The organism is Marinobacter algicola DG893, assembly GCF_000170835.1.
Lineage (GTDB): Bacteria > Pseudomonadota > Gammaproteobacteria > Pseudomonadales > Oleiphilaceae > Marinobacter > Marinobacter algicola.
The window spans coordinates 155136-179117 of record NZ_ABCP01000004.1; the positions used below are offsets into that span (position 1 = coordinate 155136).

Here is a 23982-nt window from a genome sequence, read left to right on the forward strand (position 1 = left end):
GCAGGGGGGGGCTGTTCCGGCTTTCCAATCAAGCGAGGCTTTTTCTACCAGGCTTCAAGCTCTCTCCCGACGTCTCGATAAAACTCTTGATTCCGCGATTCCAGAAACTCAGCGAATTCAAAAGCATCAAAGCCGTGGAAATCCTTTTCCGGACTATCAATCGGCAATCGCGGATCCGCCCCAAGCTTAAGCAGTGCGCGGAGATAGTCAGTATCGGCGTACAGTAATGCCTCATGCACCGGTGCGGACCCTTTGTAATAGCCGTTGACAGGCTCGCCCCTTGCCGCAAAATGTCGAAGCAATTCGTAACCACGGCGCCTCATGATAGAGCCTCTCTCGTGCCTATCCAACGATGCACCCACGAAATTAATCAGCGGTTGCGAGCAGCCACCAATCACGCTTGTCACTTTACCGCATCGTTCATACGGCCAGTCGGAATGCGTCAGAAGCCAATAGGCCGCTGCAGGCCGGATCGCCATACTGTCTGAATCGAACGGACTCCAGGGCATTTCCTCAGGATCAAGAAGCGCAATGATGGTTAGGCCCCAAGCATCGGAACCAAAAGCCCAGGTGCGATAGATCATCGGAAATAACGCCAAGAAAACGGCCAGCACCACGCCGCCAATAGTGAATGCCTTTTTGTGGATCAGAAAATATTTGATAAGCACTTTGCTCCTCCGTGAGCTGTGAGAGATAGGTTTTTACTCCCTTGATATTCCGAAGCTTTCCTTTATAAAAGCAGTCCAACTATCAAAAGAACGACAAAGCACCCGTATAGCAGCAACGGCGGCAGCAACGCCCATAAAGTCAAACGAACAGGCAACCGAGTCGATACATCACCAATCTGCGCAGCAGACCGGTTCAGCCGGTTTGATGGCATAGACCGAAGCACAAGAAACGTAAACACGTAGCTGCTTCTCATCAATCTGCCCAAAGGATCATTACCCCAGATCTTTCTCTGTTCCTGTGTGGAGTTGCCTGGGCGTGAGATTTTCTCCTCAATTGAGGCCACTCTCGAAAATGCAAAGGTAAGAATCACAAATAGGGAGACCAAACCTAAACCAATAGCACCAGCACCGACGAATGCCACAATGACCTGAAAAGTGTCATTCATCATTCGTCACCTCGTAGATAACTTCACCGATACCTTCTCCTGTATTCCCCCCAACTGATCCTCCTGCGAAACCGCCAACGCCAGCCATAATTATCCCGCATGAAACTCCACCCAACCCTCCTGTTCCAAGGCCGATCACCCCGCATACAAATGGTCCAGCGAGAGCTCCCGCACTTCCACCGACTGCAGCCCCAGACAGACGCCCTCCTTCAGTATATTTCACACGCCTGCACTCACGGGCCCGTCCGTTCGTGCACGCCGCATGAATCTTCATTCCCGACGCAGTAACGTCTAGCCCGACTGAAAGATAGCCAACACTCTTTGCGTACTTGGCACCTGAAGAAAGTCTCTCATAATTCGTCGCATACCCTGGAATCTCACCGACACCGGCAGCCTTCCAGTTATGCACGATACTCTTCGAAGACATCCCCAGTGCCCGCTTCAGCTTCGTATCATCATCCAGCGACATCCCCTTGCGTGCCAAACTACCCAGAGAAAACTCCAGCTTCTTGAAAAGCGCCCGCCGCTTCTCGAAAAACTCTGGATGGTTGAGATGGCCATGCTTGCGGTAACTCTCCTGATGAAGTCGTTCAATGTCCTTTAATGCGGTCTCAATGCTACCAATTTGCTTACCGACCATGACCGCCCCAGCCCCAAGCCCCGCAGACCCTGTCGAGGTGATAGCCTCCAGCAGATCGTAATACTTTACGATGAACTGCGCCTCATCCCGATCCAGCGCCCGCACCTGGGCATTTACCTGCACAGCCACGTCCATCAAATCAGCTTCTTCCCGGGTGCACTCCATGCCCTCTGGATCACCCAATACAATCATCTCACCGGGTAACACCTGGCCTCCAAGGCCCGGATTCAAACGGTCAAAGCTGTCAGGCTTTGCAGAAGCGTCACCGTAGAGCGCAGCCAACAGAGTGGTCTTGCTCATCGGGCTCTGAACCACGTGAAAGCCCGGCTCCACAGTCGTCTCCTGCGCTTGGTCCTTTGAACCCTGATTAGACACACCAGACACAACCGGGCCACCAGCAACCATACTGCTATCGCCACTGGCTAACCCGTTTGAGTTTGCGGTCTGTGGGGGCGATAAAGAGCCTGTAGCTCCACCATCAGAACTACGAGCAAAAGAGGCCCCTGCCAGTGAAGCTTGCTTTGATGGCGCCGGTGAAATACCTGAAAACTGGGCGGGCGTGTACGTATCACCAATAACAACGCTGCCACTACCGATGGTAACGCCACCGCAGGAGATCGCCCCACCCGTCACGGCAGCAGGAATACCATTGATCAGAACAGTTGCAGAGCCGGCAGCTATAGCTCGGGGATGAGGTGGATGCTTGGGTTTGGAGTGTGGCGCAAGGGGATCACCAACGCGGGCAACAGGTTTGCCATCGATCAACACATCGGGGGAACCAGAAGTCACCGGGGTTGGCGGGAACCCGGAGTGATCAGTACCCACGTCACCTAATAAAACAACTTTCTTGCTCATTCCTTTGCTCCTTCTGTCCTTGAGGGAGATTTATCCATGTTTTCGTGGGGTCGCCTTCACTGGCTCATGCCGCAGTCATGCTAACCAGAATTCCGACAATAGCCAAGTTTCCCTCAAGCTGCCCAAAAGATCCGTTATCCTCGTTGTTCTGCAATATTCAGGTCATCCATGGAGGTGCCACCCCAGGGATTTCGGCTGGCGCTGGGAGAGAAAATGGATTAACGAGTCGGCCTCCAGGTAATGCCACACGGGAAAGTGTTATCGCCGCAGTGATTGAGATCCACTTCCCGGGGCGCCTGGAAGAACACGTCAGCCTATGAGGCTATGTTGGCTGACACAGAGTTTTGAACACCTTCCGGCTGATAGGCAGGTGAGTAGCTAGATCTTGCCGGATAGAGGAACTTCTCCTCCAATCTTCTACCGATTTATATCGGCACACTGTTTGTCTTTAACTATCCTATACCAGCAATAACAGCGACAATTTCTCTGCAACCTTAATGACCGGCTCAGCGATATCACCAACAGCTTTGGCCGCATCAACTATTCCTTGTATGCTTACCTCATACCATCTTTTGTCTGGTTCTTCGCTGGCCACCTCTGAACTTAAGGCCTGAACATTTTTGCCCAATTTCTTCAGTTGGACAGGATCAATCTGGTTTGAAATTCTTTCTATTTCTTTGGTTAATTCATCGACTAGAGAAATAACCTCATCCGAAGCAGAAGAGCTTGAAATATTATTGTTGACCGTATTCTTTACATCACTCATGTAGTCGGCAACATTTACAATGTTTCCTGTCCCGCTAACATTTACCTGTCTTTCAATCATGGAGCCCCCGCTTTCAATGTTGATAACTTTAACCGATCTGGTAGATCGACGTTGCTGCTGAAAAGATTCAATTTTCTTCCATACTTGCAGTCGACCGCCTTCATATCTGCGAATCAGCTGCTCTCTGATTGCCGGTCGGATAACACTACTGGTGGCGTCGAAAGCGGCGGCCATTCCAGATTGTTTTATTCCTGCCCAGCTTTCGCGATTTATTATTTTCGTTCTTTCATTGAAATAGTCATCTATCATATCAACTATTTCTTCAGTGGGAGGATTCAATAACCTTCTTCGATGGATCTGTTTCAAAACCAAATCCAGGACTTCTCTTTCGGCATGCAGCCTTGACAGGCAAATACGCAGGCTACGAAGCTGATCAGAATTGGCACTGCCTTTTTGAAGTATCCATGTAGGCACAGCGCCAAAAGAGGTTTCAAATCGGAAAAACAGCGCATTGGCGCCATTGATCCAGTCTTTTCTGATCAGCGTGAGGCCCTGTTTTTCACTGGAGAATAGATCATCGGCTATCTCATGCGGCTCCAACTCTATCAATATCATAGGGTCGCCAGCTTCGACCAGCTTGTAACCTTCAACCACATTCTCTTCGTGTCGGTTCATTGAGGCATGAGCATAGAGGTGCGCCAGATTTTTCCCCTGGGATATAATCGTCGAGGTTTTCGGTACGCCTCTTCTATCCAGGACATTCGTTGGAAGCTCTGAAACGCACCTGAGGATAGTAAGGACATCTTCGATGGATAGCTTGGTCAGTTTATCTTGCTTTCTATTATGCGCGATTCCTGTTTCCATCCTGACGACAGCGCGTCCATCACAGAAAAGTCTCCTGTATGCACAGATCGGGTGAAATATCTGTTCTGATGTATTGACCGTACAAATCTCAAGTTTATTAAATCTCAGACCGCGCGATGCCTTAACAAACTTAATTTCATCAGGCCATGCTTCATCCGGTTCCCTCCGGCGCTCGGTGGCCTTGCCGAAATAATTTACGAACTGGGGATAGTACGATGTTTGTGGCTCAGGCCAGTCCGGCAGGGAAAGTCGAAGAGTGGGGATTGATCCGAACGGCCGTACATCAGCTATAGGGAACTGAAAAGATACGAGCAACCGAATTTCCTCCATTAAAAATGGAACCCCCGCAGGATAAACCGTTGGGGGTGCTAGGTACGAAGCCTATGGTCACTCTAAAAGAGCGCCCGCTCCGCACACACTGCCACTTAGCGCAGTAATAGCGTTAGCTACTCTCCGTGTGGCACTCGAGCTTGGCCTCAGTCAGGCAATCGAATGTTGCTGCGAGACAAGCTATTTAGAAAATAACAACACTGTATAGGCAAAGCAAGACTACGTGGTTTGTGGTTTGTATTTTATCCGATAAGCTTACAAGTACTCGTTTCTGTCACTTATGATATGCACAGGTGGCATGCAGTGTTGAACAGATTTCCCGGCGGAACCTCGCTCCCTATCTGATTTTCATTGCAAATATTAGGCTTCCTTTTCGCACATTATTCTTTTTCTGGCTATTGGGAACAGAATACGATTATCTGCGGAATACACTCACTCATAAAAACCGTAAAAATAATTCTGTCCCGGTTTTGGTCCTTGGCACGGCCTATACTACCGGGCAGTTTCGTAACCTGAAATGCGAAGGGGCCAGCGGGATCAGCTTTGAGGTTTTTGGGGACTGTACTTGGGAAATCATGGTGTTACCGAAAAAACGGCTATGCCTGCTCTTTGTTTCCAGCCCGAATGGTGTTTCCTGGCATAAGGGGTGGTTTCATGTCCTGGAACTTAATGCCAAGAAATAGATCCGTCCCGGTTTTCCCAGGCGAGGAAGACGTGGAGCAAGGTATAGCAAGATATTTCACAGGTGACGAGTTCGCTTCTTACCTCTCCGGCCGCGCAAAGCGGATCAAAACAGCTTCCTCTGGTTATTCTCAATGTTCGCCTTCTCGACAAAAGTAAATTCGTAGCTTTCCTCTCCAAGCTCAACGGTAAACGTGTAAAACGATTCCGGCCGTTGATCAAACGTCGTCATAGCCGATTGAAACCGCCCCATGAAAGTCTGGCCAGGAAAAACAGTAGTTGTCTGGAGATAGCCTTCGAGAGAATTGAGATTCTGCTGCAGGTCGGATCTGATGTTTGCGATACCTGATTGCGCACTGCTCTGGATTTGAGCTTGAGCCGCAGCGCTAGCTGCGGGATCCCGTGAATAGGTAGTTGAAGAGCCGTAGTAATTTACAGTGCCTCCAGGCCCGTAAGCGGTGCCAGAACCATAAGACGAAGTCGTGGTCGGTTGGGATGCGCTCAAACTTTGAGCCAGCGCACCCAACGCTATAGCCGTGCGACGGGACTGCGCCTGCTTAATATACTGCTGCTCCAGCTCCGCGTAGGATCTAAGTAAGATTTGACGTTCGTCCTGTTGGAGCGTGATGTCATTGATGCTGACGGTCAGAGGCTCATCCGACCTATTTTCAAGGTACAGAACTGCCGTAACCTCTTCCCATGGTTGCTTGGCTTCATGCACTGCAAGCTCAACTAGGTGTTCCGCATCCTTTTGGCTTTGAACGATCCATCCACTCGCGTAGTAGGACTGGGAACCGCCATCATCAACCGCAGCAAGCTCAGTCTGAACACTTTGACTCGCACAACCAGATAGAAAGGCGCCAAGAAAGAACATACCCGCGCACTTTTTCATAGCCACCCTCACAACCAATACTCTTGTCGATCAGATTAGAACATGTATTTCCGGAGTGCATGTTTCGACAACAGGAATGAACAATGAGCGCGCTCCTGTTTGCTGGGGACGTGGTTGCTGGCCTTAGACTAAGCTATTATTTTGATGCATTCACTTCACTAGAACACTTCAAGGTTATTGTAGTTGTTCGTGGAAATACCACCAACTCATCACCTTCCTGCCACGGCTGGCATTTAACCATTACCTGCAGGAACACTGGATGTTCCAGCCACCCCCTCAGCCATCGCTGTAAATTCGGATAGGGCAGACTGTAAAACACCTCCCGATCCACATGGGCGAACTGGCGCACAAAGGGCATGATGCCAATATCAGCGATGCTGATGTTGGCCCCCAGGAGAAACCGGTTCTTGGCCAATAGGCTTTCTAACGCCTGCAAAAACACCTCACCCTTTTTCCGGTAATCCAACTGGGAGAGTTCTGGGTGCCGATCCGCGTATTTATAGCGATCCAGCCAGTGTTTAAATTCGTTATCGTTACGGTCGATCAGGGCATTAGCGCTTACTAAATCAGTGTTCAACAAACCCTGCGGATCACTCTGCTGCAACGCCCATTCGACGATCTCCCGGCTTTCCTCAATAACGAACCTCTCGGAGCTATCACCTCCCGCCAACTCCAGAACAGGAACCGTGCCTTTGGGACTGACCGCCAGCATCTGCGCCGGCTTGTTTTTTAGCACGATCTCCCGAAGCTCCACCGTCAGCCCGGCAAACAAGATCCCGAGCCGAGCGCGCATAGCGTAAGGGCAACGACGAAAGGAATATAAACGAGGCGGTGGCACGGTAATGGCGTAGCTCCTGGCTGAATTAACGAAGCCGCTCATTGTAGCGAAATCTCTAGGGATCTGCGGGAGCGTCATTTCCCTGTTCAACAAACTGCCGATAAGCCTCCAGCCTTGCCTGGTGACTACCTGCCAAAGGGAAAATAGATCGGTCCCGGTTTTCATATGATCCGTTGCACGTAGCCTTAACTGAGAAAGCGGGACCGATCTATTTTCCCCGGGTCTACTTTTCCGTTTTCCAGCTTTTCCTAGAATCCCTCAAAGGCGACCCAGATCTATAAGGCACCTTCCCTGCAGGCGTATATCTGGCAGCCGGCTCCAGATGCACATCCTGATCATCGAAGAAGATGTGCGCCTTGAACGCCTTGATGATCTTCGATTTATCCAGCCCGCCCAGGAAAAAAATCTCATCCACATACACCCCCCAATGCCGCAGGGTTTTGATTACCCGCATCTCAGCCGGGCTGTTTCTTGCGGTGATGATGGCCACACGAACGGGTGAAAAGTCGACCTTGTGAGGAAGCCGGTCCTGCAAACGTGACAACTTCCGAAGCAGCGTTGCATAAGGCCCGTCGCTCAGGGGATTGTCCTGTTCTCTATCCTCAGACGAATGAAACCCTTTCAGGCCCTCGGCCTTGTACACGATTTCACTCTCGTCACTGAACAGCACCGCATCGCCATCGAAGGCGATTCGTACCTGGCCATCGGGAATGGCTTCCATATTGGCGGGTGGCTCCTTCACCAGAGCCACAGCGCAGCTGTCGCTATCAATCACCCGCTGCGCATCTTTGGTATTGGTGGTCAGGAACAGATCCACATCGTAAGCGTCCAGATAGTCCACTACGGACTCACCACCGGTGAACGCAGATCGTGTGATATCCAGGCCGTACTCGCGAATGTTATGAAACACCCGCACCCCGGTTTCGGGACTGTTGCGGGACATCACCACAACTTCCACCAGTGGGGCCTTGTCGCCGGACTGAAATTGGTTCAGAGAGAGAAGGGCCTTCACCAGGTAGAACCCTGTGCCAGGCTTTAGCCCATCGGACTCACGGGCCGCCATGTATTCACGGTACTCTTCGATAGCCTCTTCACGATTGGATTCAAACTTGCTGCGAAATACGAAATCCGCCTCGCTCAAGTCGAACAATGCCGTTGCTGTGATGCCAACCACCAGGGTATCCGATAAATCGTAGGCCATGGGCAGTCCTTACAGGTGCTATCAGCTGTGCGCTATCTTTGGTGACAGTAAATCTGTCATGGTTTCCCCACCCGATCAAACCGGCAACTCGATAATCTCACCAACCACACCGTCTTCACTCACATGCAGGCGCCCCACCGTTATCGGAAGTATAAAACGCCGGGGACCGGCGCCACCTGGATTGAAGTAAAGCACATCGCCAATCCACTCATTACGGGGTTTGTGGGAATGGCCGGCGATGACCACGCGGTAACGGCCCTGCGGATCGATTTGGAGGGCTTTGACATCGTGGAGCATGTGGAAGGCGTGGCCGAGGAATTCCATATCCTGGACATCGGAAAGCGTGGCTGCGCGACCTGCTTTGTCGATATTGCCACGGATCGCTACCACCGGCGCGATCGCCTCCAACGCATCCAGAACCTCATCCCGTCCCACATCCCCGGCATGGAGGATCAGATCCGAGCCCTTCAACACCTCAAGAGCCTCGGGGCGGATCTTACTGTGGGTATCTGCGATTACACCGATTTCCATGCGTCCGCCCCTTACCACGTCTCTGTCTTCCGCGCTTTCCTCAGCTGGTATGCATTCTCTAGGCAAATACATCCGTCCCGGTTTTCCGCAGAATGGGGGATGACAAATCCAAAGTCTGTTCAGTTATTCGATACATACAGCTCGACGTCCCGGCGAAGTTTCTCCGATACTGGCTCCGATGTAGGTTTAAATATGTTGTGAGCATACTCCTTACCATTAAACTCAAATGTATTGGCTGATACCCCTCCGTTCGCATTTACAATATTTTCGACATATTCTGAATAATGCTGGGGATTACATTCGGAAACGTCAACTGAGTAGGCACGAAGCAATGATTCGTACATGTCGTTTTTTGATTGAAAATTTCTTATAGCCGAGCCATCTGTCGGATGCCCTAAAATGCGCCAGTCAAGCACATCGGAACCATCCTGCATTGGCAAAATATTTTCTTCAGCGGTAGCGGCAAGCTTTACCAAAGCACCGGCTACTGTTGCAGCACCCTTTTTGGACCGTATGCAATGGAGGTAAAAGGACGGGGTTATTATGTCCTGTGTAGGGTCGCCGAATCGATTCGGGCTTTCAGTGCGCAATCGAAATGGCACTTCACGCAGAACGATAGACAAACGACCTTGTTCGGCCTGATCCAGATAATAGCGTAACTCATCATTCAAGAAGTCCAGGCAATGCTTGCATGCCAGAGAGTAGTTAATGACGACCATCGGAGCAGAAGGGTTTTTGGAGACTAGCGTCTGATAATTTATAACGCCATTTTCTTTCTCCCATAAAGCTTGCGCTCCTTCGACCCCTCTACTGGCTGCGCCTCGCAACCACTTCAATGCTTGCTCTTTGTCTTTATCAGTGCCAAGTCCACGGTTGTAGGCGTAGTACATATCTAACATCGCCGGCCCATAATTATTGAGTGCTGCCTGGGCAATCATCAGAAATGACGCCGTCTGATCTTTTTCTACTCCTATGCCAAGTCGATACAACGCAGCGAGTTCACGCTGCCAATAGGGATCTTCAGTATCAGCCAGATTTGAAATCCAAAAGGCCATGCCAACTCGGCTGACAACATCTGTTTGATAAGACTCCTTGTAGATCTCAACGAGCTTAACCATCGCAGGCTTGAATGCCTTTTCACCTGATTTTTTTAACAACTCCAAGCCACGCTGGGTATTCTTTTCAACACCCAGGCCGTAATAATTCAGCAACCCGAGATAGTAATTTGCTTTAGCCCCTGGTTCGTCCTCTAAGGAGAGTAGGCGAAAGGCTTCAGAATAGTTCTTCTCACCTATCGCTTTTTCCGCTTCATCCATACCAGCATATGAGGAACTGCTGCATACGTAGGATAGAATAAAAATTATGAAGCAAGTGACTTTATGTATTCTATTAGCACGGTGTTGAGTATCAAAACGGCCACATTTCATTATTCTTTCCCTAAATTAAATATCAATCCGGTTGATGTAACTATCTTAGATCATTTTCGAGGCAGCAGTTCGGTAAGTAATATGCCAAGCTATTCTGGCTGTATTCTAAGAAACATTCCAGCCTCCGCACAGAGTGAGAGTTAAAACGAGCCTGTAAAAAACAATCACCCTAGCCTGTCTTGGCATCAGCTTCTCCTTGCTTTTAAAGCACAGAATCCGTTCTATGCAGTGGAAGCCGATGTTAACCAAACCAGAGAGACTGTTGGTAGTGACTCGAGTTGGCTTTCAGACACTGAAAAAGCAGGGAAAATAAATCTGTCCCGACTTCCCGATCAGAACACCTGCCCAGGTTTTCGACAGGTTGCGCTCAAAAGGGAGTGCCCGTATATTCCTGCCAAGTCACTGAGAAGGAACCCGACATGAAAAGGATCTTCATCGTTCCCCTGCTCGCCTTGTGCCTGTTCGCTACAGGCTGCATGGCCGGCAACCTCGTCTTGTCACAAGACCTCGCATTGGATTATCCCGAACCTGAACTGATCTCCCATACCAGTACCACTCTCATCTTCAAATACAAGGACTGGGCGATGTCTCACGAAATAGTCGATGCCGAGGCTTTCTACCCTGGCGTCGACCTGTCCGGTAATGCTGAACAATTCATTCGTGCGTTGTTCATTGAAGATGTTCGGCCATCGCTATCTTCCGAACTTCGGGATATGGCGGTCAAGCAACGGGAAGCCTTCGATATACCCCACCATACAGTTTACAAAGATTCTCTCGGCTCATTCGACATACTGGGAGGTTATAGCGAGACCCACGGTCTTGGGCATATCTACATTTTTGACCGAGTGGCTATTCATCACATTGTCGTCAAAGGAAAAGACGCGCGCTACAAAGAGGTGGCGAAAAGCATCAGGGAGAGATAAATGGATATATACAATCGAGAGCACCTGAAAGAGTTTCTGGTGGCCCTTTTCGGTACGCAGGCCAATAGCAGGCACCCGAATGAAGAACTGTTCAACCTCACGTACAAACTCGTTGCCGAATCTGGCGAGTGCAGTGAGGCGATGCGCTACATTCCCGAGCCACTGGCACCAGGAAAAGCACCTTTCAAATGGCTGAAGAAAGAAGTGCGGTCGAAATTCCTGAAAACACTCCAGGAAAATAAAGAGCAATACGTCATATGTTTGCGTGGAGCCGCGTACAACATGGCGTTGGAGTTCAAAATGGCAGCGCAAGGCGTGTAGCGTTTTCACTGTCCCATTTTTACATCGTTTATACGGAAAGCAGCCCCATATGGGACTGTTTTCAGAACTACCTTGCCGGGATTTCACTAGTGCTGCGGGTGTTTAACAGTCAATAACATTCGCGCAAATAGATCTGTCCCGGTTTTCCCGCAAATTCCCCACCTCACTCAAGCCGCGCGAGGAGAGCCGTTATCCTCATCGGCCTGCAAAGTCCAGGTCATCCCCAAAGCGCGCCCCGCTTTAACAAGCGTTGTGATGGTTACACCGGTATCCTTCTCATCAAGAAGGCGGTTAACCACCGTTCGGCTGGTATGCATTTTCCGGGCAAGCTGGGATTTATTTACGCCGGTGTGCCCCATAGCCTGCTGAATCTGCCAGACAATTACCCGCTTCAGCGCCTCGGCTTCTGCTTGCTCAAGTGTGCCATCAGACTCAAGCAGATCATCAAGAGAGCTGCCAACGTGCTTATGCTGTGTCATTTCATTGCTCCCATTCAAACAAGATCTCTCTTTCGATCCCTTGCCTTCGCCAACTCTTGATCCGGTGTTTTCTGAGTCTTTTTGATAAAGCCGCTCAGCAACACCATATCGCCGCGAAACATCGTGAATATGACTCGTGCAATCCGACTGTTAGAGAGATCGCTGCGAACCTCCCACAAGTCTGAATTGGCTTTACCCGAGAAGCCCCTCACCAAGGGCATTCCCAGTGGCCAGCCATATTCCAGCGTTTTCAGGTCCGTCCCAATCACGGAACGATCATCCTTATCCAGTTTCAGCAACCACTCTTTGACCGGCTCTCGACCACTGGCTGTTCTGTAAAATACGACGTTAACCGTTTTCCTTGTCATACAACCCCTTCCTTGGCGAAAGCCAAGCGTACCTAAATAAGTACTACTCTGCCAGCCTTATACTGATCCATCATCTTTTTCACCGTTTTACAATTGAACGCCCAACAAACAGGCATAACCCTGAATAACTGCTAGTCTTAGTTAGGAAACTAAAACAAATAGAAGCATGGAGCGCCCAGCGATGCCCCGTCCCGACTTCCTCACTGGCGGAGAGCCAGCACGCCTAATCCCCGTAACGCCAGACAGCGCCAGGGAACAGAAATCCGTCTCCGTAATCTTGTCCGGTCTGCGCTCCGTTCTTGAACTGCGACAGTCCCTGCTGAAATCTGTGGGAGTGCGCGTTGGCACCAACGCCACCCTTGAGGCATTGATAGAGCCGGTATTCCAGAACGAGGACAAGAAAGCGGTCAAAAATAAAGACCGACCAGACGGCCTCCTGATTCTTCGCACTGGCAGGCGTGAATGGCGTGCGTTAATAGAAGCCAAGGTCGGCAACGACACCATTGGCGAGGAACAGGTATCGCGCTACCTCCAGCAAGCAAAGAATCATAAATTGGATGCCGTAATCACCATCACCAACCAGTTCGCCGCGCTGCCGACTCACCACCCGGTAAAGCTCCCGAAAAACGCCACCAAATCCGTAGCGCTCTACCACTGGTCGTGGGCATTCATCCGCACCCAGTGCCAGCTACTGCTCAAAAACGACGGCGTTGAAGATGAGGACCAGGTATTCATCCTCAGCGAAATACTGCGCTACCTTGAAAGCGACCGCTCCGGCATCAGCCATTTCGACCAGATGAATGCCGAGTGGAAAGACGTCGTCAACAAAGTGAAAAGCAACGCCACGCTGGCCAAAACCAGTGATGAGGTACAGAACACCATCGCCGCCTGGCACCAGGAACAACGGGACCTTTGCCTGATCATGTCCCGGCTGACCGGCAGCGACGTTTCCCTGAAACTGAAAAACGACCACCGCCTGGACCCTGCCAAGCGCCTGAAGGACGATGCCGATGCATTCTGCAAAACACCGGCACTGAACTGCGCACTCCAAATCATCAACGCAGCGGCGGACCTAGAAGTAACCGCAGACCTTCAGCGGCGAATGATTTACTGCTCCATGCGCCTGACGGCACCGAAGGACAAACAGAGCACCAAAGCCAGAGTGAACTGGCTTCTGCGACAACTGAAGAAGACAGAACCCGCCGGATTCTTCATCCGCGCCACCAGGCCCGGCAAAGCAGAAACAACCTACCAGGCACTGAAAGACCTGCGGGATTCGCCGGAATTGTTGGAATCAGATACCTCCAACACTGCCGCTACAACGCTGGAAGTGGTTTACGAGGTGGATCTTGCCGGGAAATTCAGTGGGCGGAAGGTGTTTGTGGAGGAGTTGGAGAAGGCTGTGCCGCATTTTTATCAGGCGGCTGGGCAGTTGTTGAAGGCTTGGACACCTCCGCCTCCTAAGATCACTAGAACTGAAAGTGAGCCGAAAACTCATGAAGAAGTGACATTAGAAAAGACAGATCTGTCCTAGTTTACCGAAAGAGGGATCCACCACTACATCTAGTGTATTGACGAATCACACACAAACACCTGATTGAGCGCTATTTTTACCCTATGCAACTGTTCTACCATTGATTTCTACTTTATGTAGCGAGTAATCAATAGCTCTCTTCTTATTCAAAGACCACTATATCCTGTTATACTGAAAAAACTGATTAATTAATCACCAGAAAGCCCTGATGGAGAACATCCAGCGGCATTGCGGTATCGCGAAGACTCGTCCTCTGTGAAAGATCGCCTTCGCTTAAATTCAGGGAGTCAACGAGACTTCAGAAGCTGAGGAACATCGAATGTCTAAAGCTCGTTCAGTAATGCTTTCCATGAGTCGCGAGGCCTATCGGAACCAGTACGCCCACATTGAAGAGCTGGAGCAAGGCTACGAGAAGGAAGAGAAAAAACTCCATCGCTCAAGTCGGGCTTCTGCTTCAGCCCCGAACCCAGGAGTGTTCCACAACCCTTACCTCTTCGTGGATAACGAGGAATCGCAAATCGAGTTCGATCCCAAAGCTCAGTCTGAGGGGATGAATGCGGGCTTGGCAGTTACCCCCCTACCCTATAAAACCGCAAAGAAACAAACCTACTCCGACAAAGATATTCAGAAAATCGTGACGACTTTGCATCGCCACATTTGGGTAAAACGCAAGGCCATTTGGGGCAGTACGGTGCCGAAAGACCCCGTTGAAATGCTTGATCCAAAGGTCGTAGCCAGTCTTCTCGGGTTCAGCTATCACGAAGAGTCAGGCATAGGAATTCACCAGACCAGTGATGGTGATGCAAATGTTGCCGGCCTTATAGACGATAGTGCAAAAGCGATTTATATCTCCTCTCAGTTCAAATCCAAAATGAGGCGTTTTACAGCAGCCCACGAGATCGGTCACGCCGCCCTGCATGACCTGCAGGGCACAATGCATCGTGATCGACCAGAGGACTTCCAACGCCCTCGACGAGAACAGAAAGAAAGAGAGGCCGATAGATTTGCAACCTATTTCTTGATGCCGGAAAACCTTGTTGTGGTGCGTTTTCTTGAAATTTTCCACACTCGCCCGTTTGAGATCACCTCGGAGACAGCATTTGCTCTAGGATTCAAGAATGCAAACGAACTTGCCAGAAAATATAGAACTCGTCGGGAACTCGCCCGACTACTTGCCTCAACTGAACATTTTAATTTTGAACACTTTGTGTCTTTGGCAAACCAGTTTCATGTTTCAACGGAAGCAATGGCAATCAGGATTGAGGAGCTTGGCTTAGTGTGAGGGGGTCAAGGTCAGTAACCGACACTACTAGTGAGCAGGCGGATTAGATACCGCGGGAAGATCGACCGAAGTGTGGAGCGTTGGTAGCGACTCAACTTAACTCTAGGCCATCAGAGAAAGCGGGAAAATAAATCTGTCCCAGTTTTTTAGTTCCCTTTTTTGTAATTTACCATGGGTGCGGCCCCAGAGCCTTTATAAGGCAGATAGCAAACATTCTGCTATAGTTTTAGGGGTTGGGTAGGATGGAAAGATCTAAGGGCCTTTTAAGCGTAGTCTTTGCTTCATGCGTAAGTCAAAATATCGCTCTAGGTGAACACGAGATTCTTAAACATATAAAACTCTCTAGATATCGAAAAAAGCACCTAGGTAACCAGCAAAAAAACACGAAACTAATATATAGGTGCCACCAAAGTGATGGATGCTATACTTGAGATCATGGAACTGATTTTCAACAATGAATTAGCTGGACCTTTGTTAGCCATTTTAAGCTCCTCGACGGCTGCATTGATTATTTTCCCGAGTTTTTATAAGAAATATCACTCAAAATATAGACTACTTGACTCAATTGCTTATGCTTATATCATTATAATAAAGAGCTTGCCATCCAGAGGGTCCGCTCAGGAATTAAAAAGAAATATATCCAACCTAAGCCCGATAAAAATAAGCATAGATCATAACAAAATTGACGAAAGCCAAGCGGAAAAACTAAATAGCCTTAATTTTCCAGAGAAAATTTATGTAAGACCAGATGTAAAAAAAACATCTCCTTACGACCTAGACTCTGAGCATCATATGATGTCATTGAGAGAAGACATTGATATCGTGGAAGACCACGAAGCTTCGATTGACCCCCTGCTATCTTTATTAGAAAAATCTTCGAAGAAAATAGTATTCCTTAGAGGTGCTGCTGGCTTTGGAAAATCGAACTTATGTGCCTATGTGGCGAACTATTTCTCAAATGAAGCGAGCGAAGTATTTGAAACAATATATTCTATTGATGCAACTGACATTGATAATAGTATTACAGAAATTGGCAACGGAAGTCTGATTGATTTCCTTATTTTCAACAACAAAGAATACCGCCTACCAATAACGATCGAACGCTGCTTAGAATACAAAGCCAGTCGCAGAAGAGTAAATAGAAAGTTAATATCTTGGAATAAGATATACAAAACAACTAGCGCTAGATGTCTATTAGTTATTGACGGACTGGACGAACTAAAAGATCTAAATCGAAGAAACATGATTTTGGACTTTACGAATCAACACGTTCCATTAAGCAGATGGAGGGTACTGATAACCGGCCGGCCTTCTAGTTTTAGGGAGTGGAATCGAGTTCCTTCTGGACATTCAGATTTTTTTGAACTATTACCATTCAGAGAAAATCAAATAGAAGAACTTTCCTTCAATCTCCATAGGCTTTTTTCTCCATCTAAGAATAAAATTGCGTCAAGAATAGAAACTAGAGACTTTGTCAGGAGAATCACTAACAACACAACTATTGAGCTAGCTAGCAATCCACTATTTTTAACGTTGATGGTTCAGCTAGACTCTGATAACAAACAGCTACCAAACAACAAACCGGAGCTAATAAAAGAGATTATAAAGGAGATAATAGAGAGAAGATCAACAGGAGTAGGAGAAAAATTCAAGGACCGAATGCAAGATATACTTTCCTACATGGCTTATCTTACGATTTGTGATTCCAGTAAGCTGGACATAAAGAAATTGGTAAACAAGAAAATTGAAACAAACAAACCCGAATGCCAACACCAAATCAATGACTATTGGGATGTAGTTAGCTTTTTTGATAAATCAGGGCTAATCATCAGGGATGACAATATTAAATTTCGGTTCGTTAATAGGTGCTACCTTGAATACCTCTGTGCCGAACATCTTTTCTCCAGCTTAAATGACGAAAACTTCAAAGAAACAATAGAGCTGTCATTGAGCCATGAGTATTCAGAAATTTTCTACTACTTAACTTACCATATCAACGATCCCGACAAGGTTTTTAGTTATCTAACAGAAAATATTGACACTAATGAAAAGTCAATAAAGTCCTGTATTGACCTTTTTTGTTTTTCACAAACAACTGAAAGAAATGGACTATCTAGAGAAAACACAGAAAATCTTAGTTTATATATTGAAAAAATAAAAAACGATGACAAATCAAAATATAGTGAAATTAAACTATACCTTAAGCTTAACCTCCTGAAATTTTCCGACCCTCTATCAAAAAGACCGCTTCGGTTTAATGAGTCAATACCACTTATTAGGTTAAACAAAAAAAACAAATCGGAAAATGGCCTTTTAGTTGGCCTGCGACCAAGTCAGATCAAATCTTTACTTGACAACATTAACAGCATATACGCAGACAGTAGAGGGTATTTTACACTTCCATCATTTGAGATGGCAAAGAACACCATATACGATGACTCAGTATTGTTTCATGAAAAATCGTTTTTCATCTATAACTCAAATCTTGATATTTTTAATGATATAAAGAAAAAAATCCGAGGCAATTCAGATAAAATTATTAGCAAGCTATTTATAAAGATTAATAAGACGAACCCATTAACAAAGCCATTCATCGAGTCCATTGATCAAGTCATTGATCTGGTCTTTGAAATCTGGAACCCAAGCATTCTAATAACAAACAACGAAAGGAATTTTTCAAAAGACCTAAACAGTAACTGTCTCGACCTATGTGAACAAAAATTCCATATCATTGTAAACAATTTTTTTAGTGATCCTACTTTTAGAGCAAAGTTGCAAAGAGATCACAGTATAACTACCATGCTCCTTGGTAACAATTTCAAAGAAATTAACCCGGATGCAACAAGAAATTTTAACAATATTTTTGAGGATTTGACAGAGATTGAGTTTCAGGGAATAGCTGAAATTGAATCTTTAATAGTTGAAAACTTAATTAGCATATTTGTCTCCTTGCAGTCGAATTCCGGGGTTAACTTCTTTTACAAGTCTATTCTCTGCCTATCAAGGCTGTTTACAATTCACTCAATACAAAGCGATCTAGTTCCTAATTGGGGTGTAATAAGAATTGCATATGTACCTAACACCAGACTTTCAAAGGGACCCTCGAGTAGCGCATCAAAAAATGAGCCGAGATCAAAAATCGAGCTGTTACTAGACGAGTAATTAATCTGGTTTAAAAGGAGGTGATCGCCCTGGCCTGCCAGCTTGGCGATTGGCGGGCGGTACCCACGGCGGAGACATCGATGCGGTAGAGGGTGAGATCCGACCGTTCGGCGTTGAACGTGTCGGAGAAATTGTCGCCGCCGGCTTCCACTAGGACCAGTTTCAGATTGGGGTGTCGGCTTTGCAGGTCGTTATACCGTATAATGCTTCTTGATAAGTTCATCAGACAACTTACCAATTCCCCCATCGGCAACCCTCCTCCCCCGATCCATAATCGCAAACCGATCCGCATACTTCCGCGCAAACGGCAACTTCTGCTCAACCAAGAAAACGTGAGTCCATCTTCTTTAATAAGCCGACGAATAACCTTCCCAATCTGCGCCACAATATTCGGCTGAATGCTCTCCCCCGGCTCATCCAGAATCAGCAGCCTGAGCTCGATCACCAATGCCCGGCCGATGGCCAGTTGCTGTTGCTGGCCGCCGGAGAGGCCGCCGCGGCGGCGGTTTTCCATTTCCTTCAGTACCGGAAACAGCTCATACACCCACTCGGGGATTCTCTTGCTGCCGCCCCCGCACTAAAAGCGCAAAAGAACGGCTTTATATCTTATGCTGCTGCCAAATACGCCCCCGCAACCGCCAGCACACCACCAACGCCACGACTAAACCGGCTATCTGCCTTCAGCATCAAGCTACCCAGCCCACGCCCAACCAGAGTTATAGCGAGAGTAGCGATCGAGAAACCGGCCAGGTATGCCGCAAGCGTCGCGCCTGCGGGCATTTCTGTACCGTGGGCAAAGCCGTGGAACAGCATGAATGCGCCTACAAGTGTGCCACCTACAGCGGTGGGCAGCTTGGCCAGAGTGGCGATGAGGATGCCTGCAACCAGTACCGAGAAGGTGATGCCGGTTTCAACGCCGGGCACGCTCAAGCCGGCCCACGCCAGGACGGCGCCTAAGATCATGCCGCCAATCACGAAGGCTGGGGTTGCATTTTTCATGACTTTGCTCTGGCGCACACTCCAGAATCCAATAGCCGCCATGGCCAACAAATGATCCAGGCCCAGCATCGGGTGCAACAGGCCGCTTAGGAAGCCGCTTTCAGCGTGTGCGCCGTGGCCGGTGTGGGCGGCTGCGGTGGTGGCGGTGAGTAGCAGGCCGGCGGCCATGAGGAGTTTGGTTGTCTGGTTCATGGTGTTCTTCCTTGTGTTGCTGAATTCGGGGTTTGTGGTTCGGTGTCAGGCGGTTTCTGCCACTTTGTTCGGGCGTCGTTCCGGCAGCATGCCGCGCTCGAGGATGAAGCTGATGATGGTTTCCAGTCCTACCCCGTCGTACAGGTTGGTGAATACAAAAGGGCGTTCGCCGCGCATTTTCTTGGAGTCCCGGTCCATCACATCCAGGGAGGCGTGTACCTGTTCGGCGATGTCGATTTTGTTGATGATCAACAGGTCGGATTTGGTGATGCCGGGGCCGCCTTTTCTTGGGATTTTGTCGCCGGCGGATACGTCGATGACGTACAGGGTGAGGTCAGACAGCTCCGGGCTGAAGGTGGCGGAGAGGTTGTCGCCGCCGGATTCGACCAGCACCAGTTCCAGGTTGGGGTGTCGGCTTTGCAGGTCGTCGATGGCGGCGAGGTTCATGCTCGCATCCTCGCGGATGGCGGTATGGGGGCAGCCGCCGGTTTCCACGCCGAGGATGCGGTCGGCTGGAAGGGCCTCGTGTTTCAATAAGAAGTCCGCATCCTCACGGGTGTATATGTCATTAGTGACCACAGCAATGTCGTAGTGGTCTTTTAGGGCTTTGCAGAGTTGGCGCAGCAAGGCGGTTTTACCTGAGCCGACTGGGCCGCCGACTCCTACTCTCAGACAATGTTTCATTGGTTATCTCCTCTTCTTGTCTTGTTCCGAGAAGGTCAGCAAGTAGGCAACCCTTTTTGAAAAACGCTTCAAGCACATCCATGTGCGCTTGGGCTCCGCCATCCATGGCTCCGCACATTTTCAAAAAGGGTTGCCTACTTGCCTCCCCGATCATCGGAGTAATGTTCAGCTTCTGAAAAGCCGTGAATACTGGGTTTCATGGTGTGCGCTTGCGAGCGCGAGGCCGGGCAGTACCGGGCCGAGTTCGTTGTCTTCCAGCGTCAGTGCCTGGTCGACGGCGTGTACCAGTTTTGGGCGTAACCGTTCGGTCAGCCGTTGGGCGGCGGTGTGGCCCAGGGGCATGGCTTTGCAGGCGACGGCGAGTTGGTTTTCCAGCCAGGCCCAGGCGAAGCCGAGCAGGGTTTGGCGCACGGGTACGTGGCGCATGTGGGCAGCCCAGGCGAAGACGGTGACGTAGCCGGGGTCTTCCGGCATTCGGCCTCCCGGTGGCAGCAGTTCCAGGCTGCCGAGCAGGCGAACAAGTGCGGAGCCCAGGCGAGTGTCTTCGTCGCTCAGTTCCGCGGTTTCGCGTGTGGCGTGGAGCCATTGGTTCCAATCGGTCAACGCGGTGCTGTCATTGGTCGCCCAGGCGGTTTGCAGGCGTACCAGCAAAGGCAGCTCGCAGCGGGTGAGGCCGTCTTCCAGTACGCCTTCCAGCCAGTCGCCCAGTTGGTCTTCGTTGTTCACCCAGCCCAGTTCGAAAGCGCTTTCCAGGCCCTGGGACCAGGCGAAGGCGCCGATGGGCAGTGCGGGGCTGACCAGTTGCATCAGGCCCAGCAGGGACAGGTCGCCGACGGCGGTCTGGTTGCTGTCAGTGAGCATGAGCGTGGTCATGTTTTTTCTCTGAGTATGCGCCGGGTTCGGGGTCAAACGGGGCGCGGTGGTGTTCCAGCGTGGCGCCCAGGCGTTCGGCGAGTTCTTCCAGTACGTGGTCCGGCGGGAAGCGTACCCAACCGGCTTGCTCGTCGGCGCCGATCTGGAGAGCTACGTGTCGGTTACCGAGGTGGTAGCACAACCGGGCCAAAGGCAGGCCGGGTTCGATGCGGGCGGTGACCACGGGTTCGTCCGCCGCGCGGATGCGGATAACTTCGCCGCTTTCCGCCTGCAGGAATTCGCCTTCTCGCAGCACGGGGCCGCGGTCGAGAAACAGGCCAACGTCGTAGCCGGTGTCGGTTTTGGCGCGCAGGCGGCCGCGCATGCGCAATTCGAAGGGCAGCGTCAGGTGGTCGTGGATTTCGCTGGTTTCCACTGGGCCGATTCTCTGTGTCAGTTCTAGCATGTTGGTGTCCTTAAAAAAGATGATATAGCTGCGCCAGTGGCAATTCGGTGGCGGGCTCGCAGGTGAGCAGTTCGCCATCGGCGTGCACTTCGTAGGTTTGTGGGTCCACGGTCAGGTGTGGGCAGGCGTCGTTGAGTTTGAGGTCGCCCTTGCGAACGCTGCGCACGTTTTTACAGGCCGCGAGGGTGCTGTTCAGCCCCAGTTCCTTGCCAATGCCCGCATCCAGCGCGGCCTGGCTGACAAAGCTCAGGCGAGTGGCACTGGCGGCCCGGCCCAGCGCCCCGAACATCATGCGGTAGTGCACAGGCTGGGGCGTGGGGATGGAGGCGTTGGGGTCGCCCATGGGAGCCGCTGCAATCATCCCACCTTTCACAATGAGCGCGGGTTTTACACCAAAGAAGGCCGGGTCCCACAGCACCAGGTCCGCCAGCTTGCCCACTTCCACGGAACCCACTTCGTGCGCAATGCCGTGGGTGATGGCGGGGTTGATGGTGTACTTGGAGATGTAGCGTTTGGCGCGCAGGTTGTCGGCGCCCAGTTGTTCGTCGTCCGGCAGCAGGCCGCGCTGCACTTTCATCTTGTGGGCGGTCTGCCAGGTGCGGCACACCACTTCCCCCACCCGGCCCATGGCCTGGGAGTCGGAGGCGATCATGGAGATCACGCCCATGTCCTGGAGGATGTCTTCCGCTGCAATCGTCTCGCGGCGAATGCGGGAATCGGCGAAGGCCACGTCTTCCGGGATGTTGGGGTCCAGGTGGTGGCAGACCATCAGCATGTCGAGGTGTTCGTCGATGGTGTTGACGGTGTACGGCCGTGTGGGATTGGTGGAGGACGGCAGTACGTAGTCTTTGGAGCAGGCGGTGATGATGTCGGGGGCATGGCCGCCGCCGGCGCCTTCGGTATGGTAGGTGTGGATGCACCGGCCTTTGAACGCGGCAAGGGTATCTTCCACAAACCCGGATTCGTTGAGGGTGTCGGTGTGGATGGCGATCTGTACGTCGAACTTGTCCGCTACGGTGAGGCAGTTGTCGATGCTGGCCGGGGTCGTACCCCAGTCTTCGTGGAGTTTGAGGCCCATGGCGCCGGCTTTGATCTGCAGTTCGAGGGACTCTGGCAGGCTGGCGTTGCCTTTGCCGAGGAAGCCGATGTTCATGGGCATGTCGTCGACGGCCTGGAGCATTTTGCCGATGTGCCAGGGGCCGGGGGTGCAGGTGGTGGCGTTGGAGCCAGTGGCCGGGCCGGTGCCGCCGCCGAGCATGGTGGTGATGCCACTCATCAGGGCTTCTTCAATCTGCTGGGGGCAGATGAAGTGGATGTGGGCGTCGATGCCGCCAGCCGTGAGGATTTTGCCTTCACCGGCGATGATTTCGGTGCCGGGGCCGATGACGATGGTGACGTCTGGCTGGGTGTCTGGGTTGCCGGCTTTGCCGATGGCGGCGATTCTGCCATTTTGCAGACCGACGTCGGCTTTGACGATGCCCCACCAATCGAGTATCAATGCGTTGGTGATGACGGTGTCCATGACGGTGTCATCAGCCCGTTGGCTTTGGCCCATGCCATCGCGGATGACTTTGCCGCCGCCGAATTTTACTTCATCGCCGTAGTGGGTGGCGTCGCTTTCAACCTGGATCCACAGTTCGGTGTTGCCCAGGCGGACTCGGTCCCCGGTGGTGGGGCCGTACATGTCTGCATAGGCTTGTCTGGTGATTTTCATGCTATCCCTCTCTTTAACTTTGGGAGCCAGAGCAAGTGGCAATGACTTTCCAAAACACGCTCAAGCACATCCTTGTGGCGCTTGGGCTCCGGCATCCATGCCTCCGCACAGTTTTGGAAAGTCATTCCCACTCGCTCCCAGAATCATCAGTTTTTATCCAATTTGCCCATGACTTCCTGTCGGAAACCATAAATCTCTCGCTTGCCTGCGAAGGGGATTAACGTCACTTCGCGGGTTTGACCGGGTTCAAACCGGATGGCGGTGCCGGCGGCGACGTCGAGGCGGTAGCCGCGGGCTTTGGCGCGGTCGAAGTCGAGCGCGGGGTTGGCTTCGGCGAAGTGGTAGTGGGAACCGATCTGTATGGGACGGTCGCCGGTGTTGCCCACTTCGATGGTGATGCGTTGGCGGCCTTCACACAGTTCGATGTCGCCGCCTTTTAGGTCATATTCTCCGGGGATCATGGCGCGCTCCTTAGACGATGGGGTTGTGGACAGTGACGAGTTTGGTGCCGTCCGGGAAGGTGGCTTCCACCTGGACTTCGTCGACCATGTCAGCCACGCCTTCCATGACGTCGTCGCGGGTGAGGATTTCGGTGCCGGCGGTCATCATTTCAGCCACGGTGCGGCCTTCGCGGGCGCCTTCCATGATTTCGGCGCTGATTAAGGCGACGGCTTCCGGGTAATTGAGTTTCAGGCCTTTGGCTTTTCTTCGTTCGGCTAACAAAGCTGCTGTAAACAGCAGGAGTTTGTCTTTGTCTCTTGGGGTTAATTCCATTTTTGTTCTCCTCGGGTTCTGGAGTTCTTCGGCAGGAGGGAAGGGGTGCACGGGATACGCTGTGAATACGTCCCTGTACGCTCGTAAAAAACA

The 23982-nt window shown here is 50.7% G+C and carries 24 protein-coding genes and 1 pseudogene; 5 read left to right on the forward strand and 20 right to left on the reverse strand.

The window, feature by feature from the left end; all coding sequences use genetic code 11:
• Positions 1-44: 44 nt before the first annotated feature.
• From MDG893_RS05555 to MDG893_RS05595, 9 genes are all read right to left on the reverse strand, one after another.
• Positions 45-668: a hypothetical protein gene (locus MDG893_RS05555; protein WP_007152754.1), complete on the reverse strand. Its 624-nt coding sequence runs from the start codon at positions 666-668 to the stop codon at positions 45-47.
• A gap of 62 nt (positions 669-730) precedes the next feature.
• A complete protein-coding gene (locus MDG893_RS05560; protein ID WP_040474324.1) occupies positions 731-1117 on the reverse strand; it encodes a hypothetical protein in 387 nt (128 codons plus the stop codon).
• A complete protein-coding gene (locus tag MDG893_RS20640; RefSeq protein ID WP_040474325.1) occupies positions 1107-2609 on the reverse strand; it encodes a type VI secretion system PAAR protein in 1503 nt (500 codons plus the stop codon). The genes MDG893_RS05560 and MDG893_RS20640 overlap by 11 nt, the downstream gene beginning before the upstream one ends.
• A gap of 457 nt (positions 2610-3066) precedes the next feature.
• Positions 3067-4554 carry a hypothetical protein gene (locus tag MDG893_RS05570; RefSeq protein ID WP_167319387.1) on the reverse strand — a complete coding sequence of 496 codons (1488 nt, stop codon included), beginning with the start codon at positions 4552-4554 and terminating at the stop codon, positions 3067-3069.
• 802 nt (positions 4555-5356) lie between these two features.
• Positions 5357-6142, reverse strand: coding sequence for a hypothetical protein (locus MDG893_RS05575; RefSeq protein WP_157132769.1), 786 nt, complete (start codon positions 6140-6142; stop codon positions 5357-5359).
• Between the two features lie 136 nt (positions 6143-6278).
• A complete protein-coding gene (locus MDG893_RS05580; RefSeq protein ID WP_050776470.1) occupies positions 6279-7022 on the reverse strand; it encodes a glutathione S-transferase in 744 nt (247 codons plus the stop codon).
• A gap of 181 nt (positions 7023-7203) precedes the next feature.
• Positions 7204-8181 (reverse strand): 5'-nucleotidase, encoded by a 978-nt coding sequence (locus tag MDG893_RS05585; RefSeq protein WP_007152759.1) that lies wholly within the window; start codon positions 8179-8181, stop codon positions 7204-7206.
• 75 nt (positions 8182-8256) lie between these two features.
• Positions 8257-8712 carry a metallophosphoesterase family protein gene (locus tag MDG893_RS05590; RefSeq protein WP_007152760.1) on the reverse strand — a complete coding sequence of 152 codons (456 nt, stop codon included), beginning with the start codon at positions 8710-8712 and terminating at the stop codon, positions 8257-8259.
• Positions 8713-8831: 119 nt separating this feature from the next.
• Positions 8832-10028, reverse strand: a complete 1197-nt coding sequence (locus MDG893_RS05595; protein WP_007152761.1) for a tetratricopeptide repeat protein — start codon at positions 10026-10028, stop codon at positions 8832-8834.
• 530 nt (positions 10029-10558) lie between these two features.
• Here MDG893_RS05595 and MDG893_RS05600 point away from each other — a divergent pair.
• Positions 10559-11062 carry a hypothetical protein gene (locus MDG893_RS05600; RefSeq protein WP_007152762.1) on the forward strand — a complete coding sequence of 168 codons (504 nt, stop codon included), beginning with the start codon at positions 10559-10561 and terminating at the stop codon, positions 11060-11062.
• Positions 11063-11383: a hypothetical protein gene (locus MDG893_RS05605; RefSeq protein WP_007152763.1), complete on the forward strand. Its 321-nt coding sequence runs from the start codon at positions 11063-11065 to the stop codon at positions 11381-11383. It abuts the gene before it with no gap.
• 167 nt (positions 11384-11550) lie between these two features.
• Here MDG893_RS05605 and MDG893_RS05610 read toward each other — a convergent pair whose 3' ends face one another.
• Entirely contained in the window at positions 11551-11862 is a 312-nt protein-coding gene (locus tag MDG893_RS05610) for a helix-turn-helix domain-containing protein (RefSeq protein WP_007152764.1), read from the reverse strand.
• A gap of 14 nt (positions 11863-11876) precedes the next feature.
• A complete protein-coding gene (locus MDG893_RS05615) occupies positions 11877-12230 on the reverse strand; it encodes a type II toxin-antitoxin system RelE/ParE family toxin (protein ID WP_007152765.1) in 354 nt (117 codons plus the stop codon).
• 181 nt (positions 12231-12411) lie between these two features.
• On the opposite strand from MDG893_RS05615, the gene MDG893_RS05620 reads away from it, so the two are divergent.
• From MDG893_RS05620 to MDG893_RS05630, 3 genes are all read left to right on the forward strand, one after another.
• The gene (locus tag MDG893_RS05620) at positions 12412-13764 is read left to right on the forward strand and encodes a hypothetical protein (protein ID WP_040474327.1); all 1353 of its coding nucleotides are present in this window, start codon (positions 12412-12414) and stop codon (positions 13762-13764) included.
• A 319-nt stretch (positions 13765-14083) separates the two neighbouring features.
• A complete protein-coding gene (locus MDG893_RS05625; protein WP_007152767.1) occupies positions 14084-15046 on the forward strand; it encodes an ImmA/IrrE family metallo-endopeptidase in 963 nt (320 codons plus the stop codon).
• Between the two features lie 414 nt (positions 15047-15460).
• The gene (locus MDG893_RS05630; RefSeq protein ID WP_007152768.1) at positions 15461-18208 is read left to right on the forward strand and encodes an NACHT domain-containing protein; all 2748 of its coding nucleotides are present in this window, start codon (positions 15461-15463) and stop codon (positions 18206-18208) included.
• A gap of 10 nt (positions 18209-18218) precedes the next feature.
• On the opposite strand, the gene MDG893_RS21340 is transcribed toward MDG893_RS05630, so the two are convergent.
• The 9 genes and pseudogenes from MDG893_RS21340 to ureA all read right to left on the reverse strand — a co-directional run bounded on the left by MDG893_RS21340 (position 18219) and on the right by ureA (position 23889).
• On the reverse strand, positions 18219-18431 hold the full coding sequence (locus MDG893_RS21340; RefSeq protein ID WP_157132770.1) for a P-loop NTPase family protein: 213 nt from the start codon (positions 18429-18431) through the stop codon (positions 18219-18221).
• Positions 18400-18776: pseudogene (locus MDG893_RS21345) on the reverse strand (ATP-binding cassette domain-containing protein); the annotation flags it as partial. The gene MDG893_RS21340 and the pseudogene MDG893_RS21345, both read right to left, overlap by 32 nt.
• Positions 18777-18814: 38 nt before the next feature.
• Positions 18815-19399, reverse strand: coding sequence for a HupE/UreJ family protein (locus tag MDG893_RS05640; protein WP_007152770.1), 585 nt, complete (start codon positions 19397-19399; stop codon positions 18815-18817).
• Between the two features lie 45 nt (positions 19400-19444).
• Positions 19445-20083 carry an urease accessory protein UreG gene (gene ureG, locus MDG893_RS05645; protein ID WP_040474328.1) on the reverse strand — a complete coding sequence of 213 codons (639 nt, stop codon included), beginning with the start codon at positions 20081-20083 and terminating at the stop codon, positions 19445-19447.
• Positions 20084-20248: 165 nt separating this feature from the next.
• On the reverse strand, positions 20249-20944 hold the full coding sequence (locus MDG893_RS05650; protein WP_007152773.1) for an urease accessory protein UreF: 696 nt from the start codon (positions 20942-20944) through the stop codon (positions 20249-20251).
• On the reverse strand, positions 20934-21401 hold the full coding sequence (gene ureE / locus MDG893_RS05655) for an urease accessory protein UreE (RefSeq protein ID WP_007152774.1): 468 nt from the start codon (positions 21399-21401) through the stop codon (positions 20934-20936). The genes MDG893_RS05650 and ureE overlap by 11 nt, the downstream gene beginning before the upstream one ends.
• Before the next feature lie 10 nt (positions 21402-21411).
• Complete coding sequence (ureC, locus tag MDG893_RS05660) at positions 21412-23115, reverse strand: urease subunit alpha (protein ID WP_007152775.1); 1704 nt, start codon at positions 23113-23115, stop codon at positions 21412-21414.
• A gap of 146 nt (positions 23116-23261) precedes the next feature.
• Positions 23262-23576 (reverse strand): urease subunit beta, encoded by a 315-nt coding sequence (locus MDG893_RS05665; protein ID WP_007152776.1) that lies wholly within the window; start codon positions 23574-23576, stop codon positions 23262-23264.
• Positions 23577-23586: 10 nt separating this feature from the next.
• Positions 23587-23889 (reverse strand): urease subunit gamma, encoded by a 303-nt coding sequence (gene ureA, locus MDG893_RS05670; RefSeq protein ID WP_007152777.1) that lies wholly within the window; start codon positions 23887-23889, stop codon positions 23587-23589.
• Positions 23890-23982 lie beyond the last annotated feature (93 nt).

Coding starts and splice junctions, on each gene's coding strand:
- MDG893_RS05600 (WP_007152762.1), top strand. CDS start 10,559: ATGAAAAGGATCTTCATCGTTCCCCTGCTCGCCTTGTGCCTGTTCGCT.
- MDG893_RS05665 (WP_007152776.1), bottom strand. CDS start 23,576: ATGATCCCCGGAGAATATGACCTAAAAGGCGGCGACATCGAACTGTGT.
- MDG893_RS05595 (WP_007152761.1), bottom strand. CDS start 10,028: ATGGATGAAGCGGAAAAAGCGATAGGTGAGAAGAACTATTCTGAAGCC.
- MDG893_RS05610 (WP_007152764.1), bottom strand. CDS start 11,862: ATGACACAGCATAAGCACGTTGGCAGCTCTCTTGATGATCTGCTTGAG.
- ureA (WP_007152777.1), bottom strand. CDS start 23,889: ATGGAATTAACCCCAAGAGACAAAGACAAACTCCTGCTGTTTACAGCA.
- MDG893_RS05620 (WP_040474327.1), top strand. CDS start 12,412: ATGCCCCGTCCCGACTTCCTCACTGGCGGAGAGCCAGCACGCCTAATC.
- MDG893_RS05615 (WP_007152765.1), bottom strand. CDS start 12,230: ATGACAAGGAAAACGGTTAACGTCGTATTTTACAGAACAGCCAGTGGT.
- MDG893_RS05560 (WP_040474324.1), bottom strand. CDS start 1,117: ATGATGAATGACACTTTTCAGGTCATTGTGGCATTCGTCGGTGCTGGT.
- MDG893_RS05590 (WP_007152760.1), bottom strand. CDS start 8,712: ATGGAAATCGGTGTAATCGCAGATACCCACAGTAAGATCCGCCCCGAG.
- MDG893_RS05605 (WP_007152763.1), top strand. CDS start 11,063: ATGGATATATACAATCGAGAGCACCTGAAAGAGTTTCTGGTGGCCCTT.
- MDG893_RS21340 (WP_157132770.1), bottom strand. CDS start 18,431: ATGAACTTATCAAGAAGCATTATACGGTATAACGACCTGCAAAGCCGA.
- ureC (WP_007152775.1), bottom strand. CDS start 23,115: ATGAAAATCACCAGACAAGCCTATGCAGACATGTACGGCCCCACCACC.
- ureG (WP_040474328.1), bottom strand. CDS start 20,083: ATGAAACATTGTCTGAGAGTAGGAGTCGGCGGCCCAGTCGGCTCAGGT.
- MDG893_RS05625 (WP_007152767.1), top strand. CDS start 14,084: ATGTCTAAAGCTCGTTCAGTAATGCTTTCCATGAGTCGCGAGGCCTAT.
- MDG893_RS05630 (WP_007152768.1), top strand. CDS start 15,461: ATGGATGCTATACTTGAGATCATGGAACTGATTTTCAACAATGAATTA.
- MDG893_RS05585 (WP_007152759.1), bottom strand. CDS start 8,181: ATGGCCTACGATTTATCGGATACCCTGGTGGTTGGCATCACAGCAACG.
- MDG893_RS05580 (WP_050776470.1), bottom strand. CDS start 7,022: ATGAGCGGCTTCGTTAATTCAGCCAGGAGCTACGCCATTACCGTGCCA.
- MDG893_RS05640 (WP_007152770.1), bottom strand. CDS start 19,399: ATGAACCAGACAACCAAACTCCTCATGGCCGCCGGCCTGCTACTCACC.
- MDG893_RS05650 (WP_007152773.1), bottom strand. CDS start 20,944: ATGCTCACTGACAGCAACCAGACCGCCGTCGGCGACCTGTCCCTGCTG.
- ureE (WP_007152774.1), bottom strand. CDS start 21,401: ATGCTAGAACTGACACAGAGAATCGGCCCAGTGGAAACCAGCGAAATC.
- MDG893_RS20640 (WP_040474325.1), bottom strand. CDS start 2,609: ATGAGCAAGAAAGTTGTTTTATTAGGTGACGTGGGTACTGATCACTCC.
- MDG893_RS05575 (WP_157132769.1), bottom strand. CDS start 6,142: ATGAAAAAGTGCGCGGGTATGTTCTTTCTTGGCGCCTTTCTATCTGGT.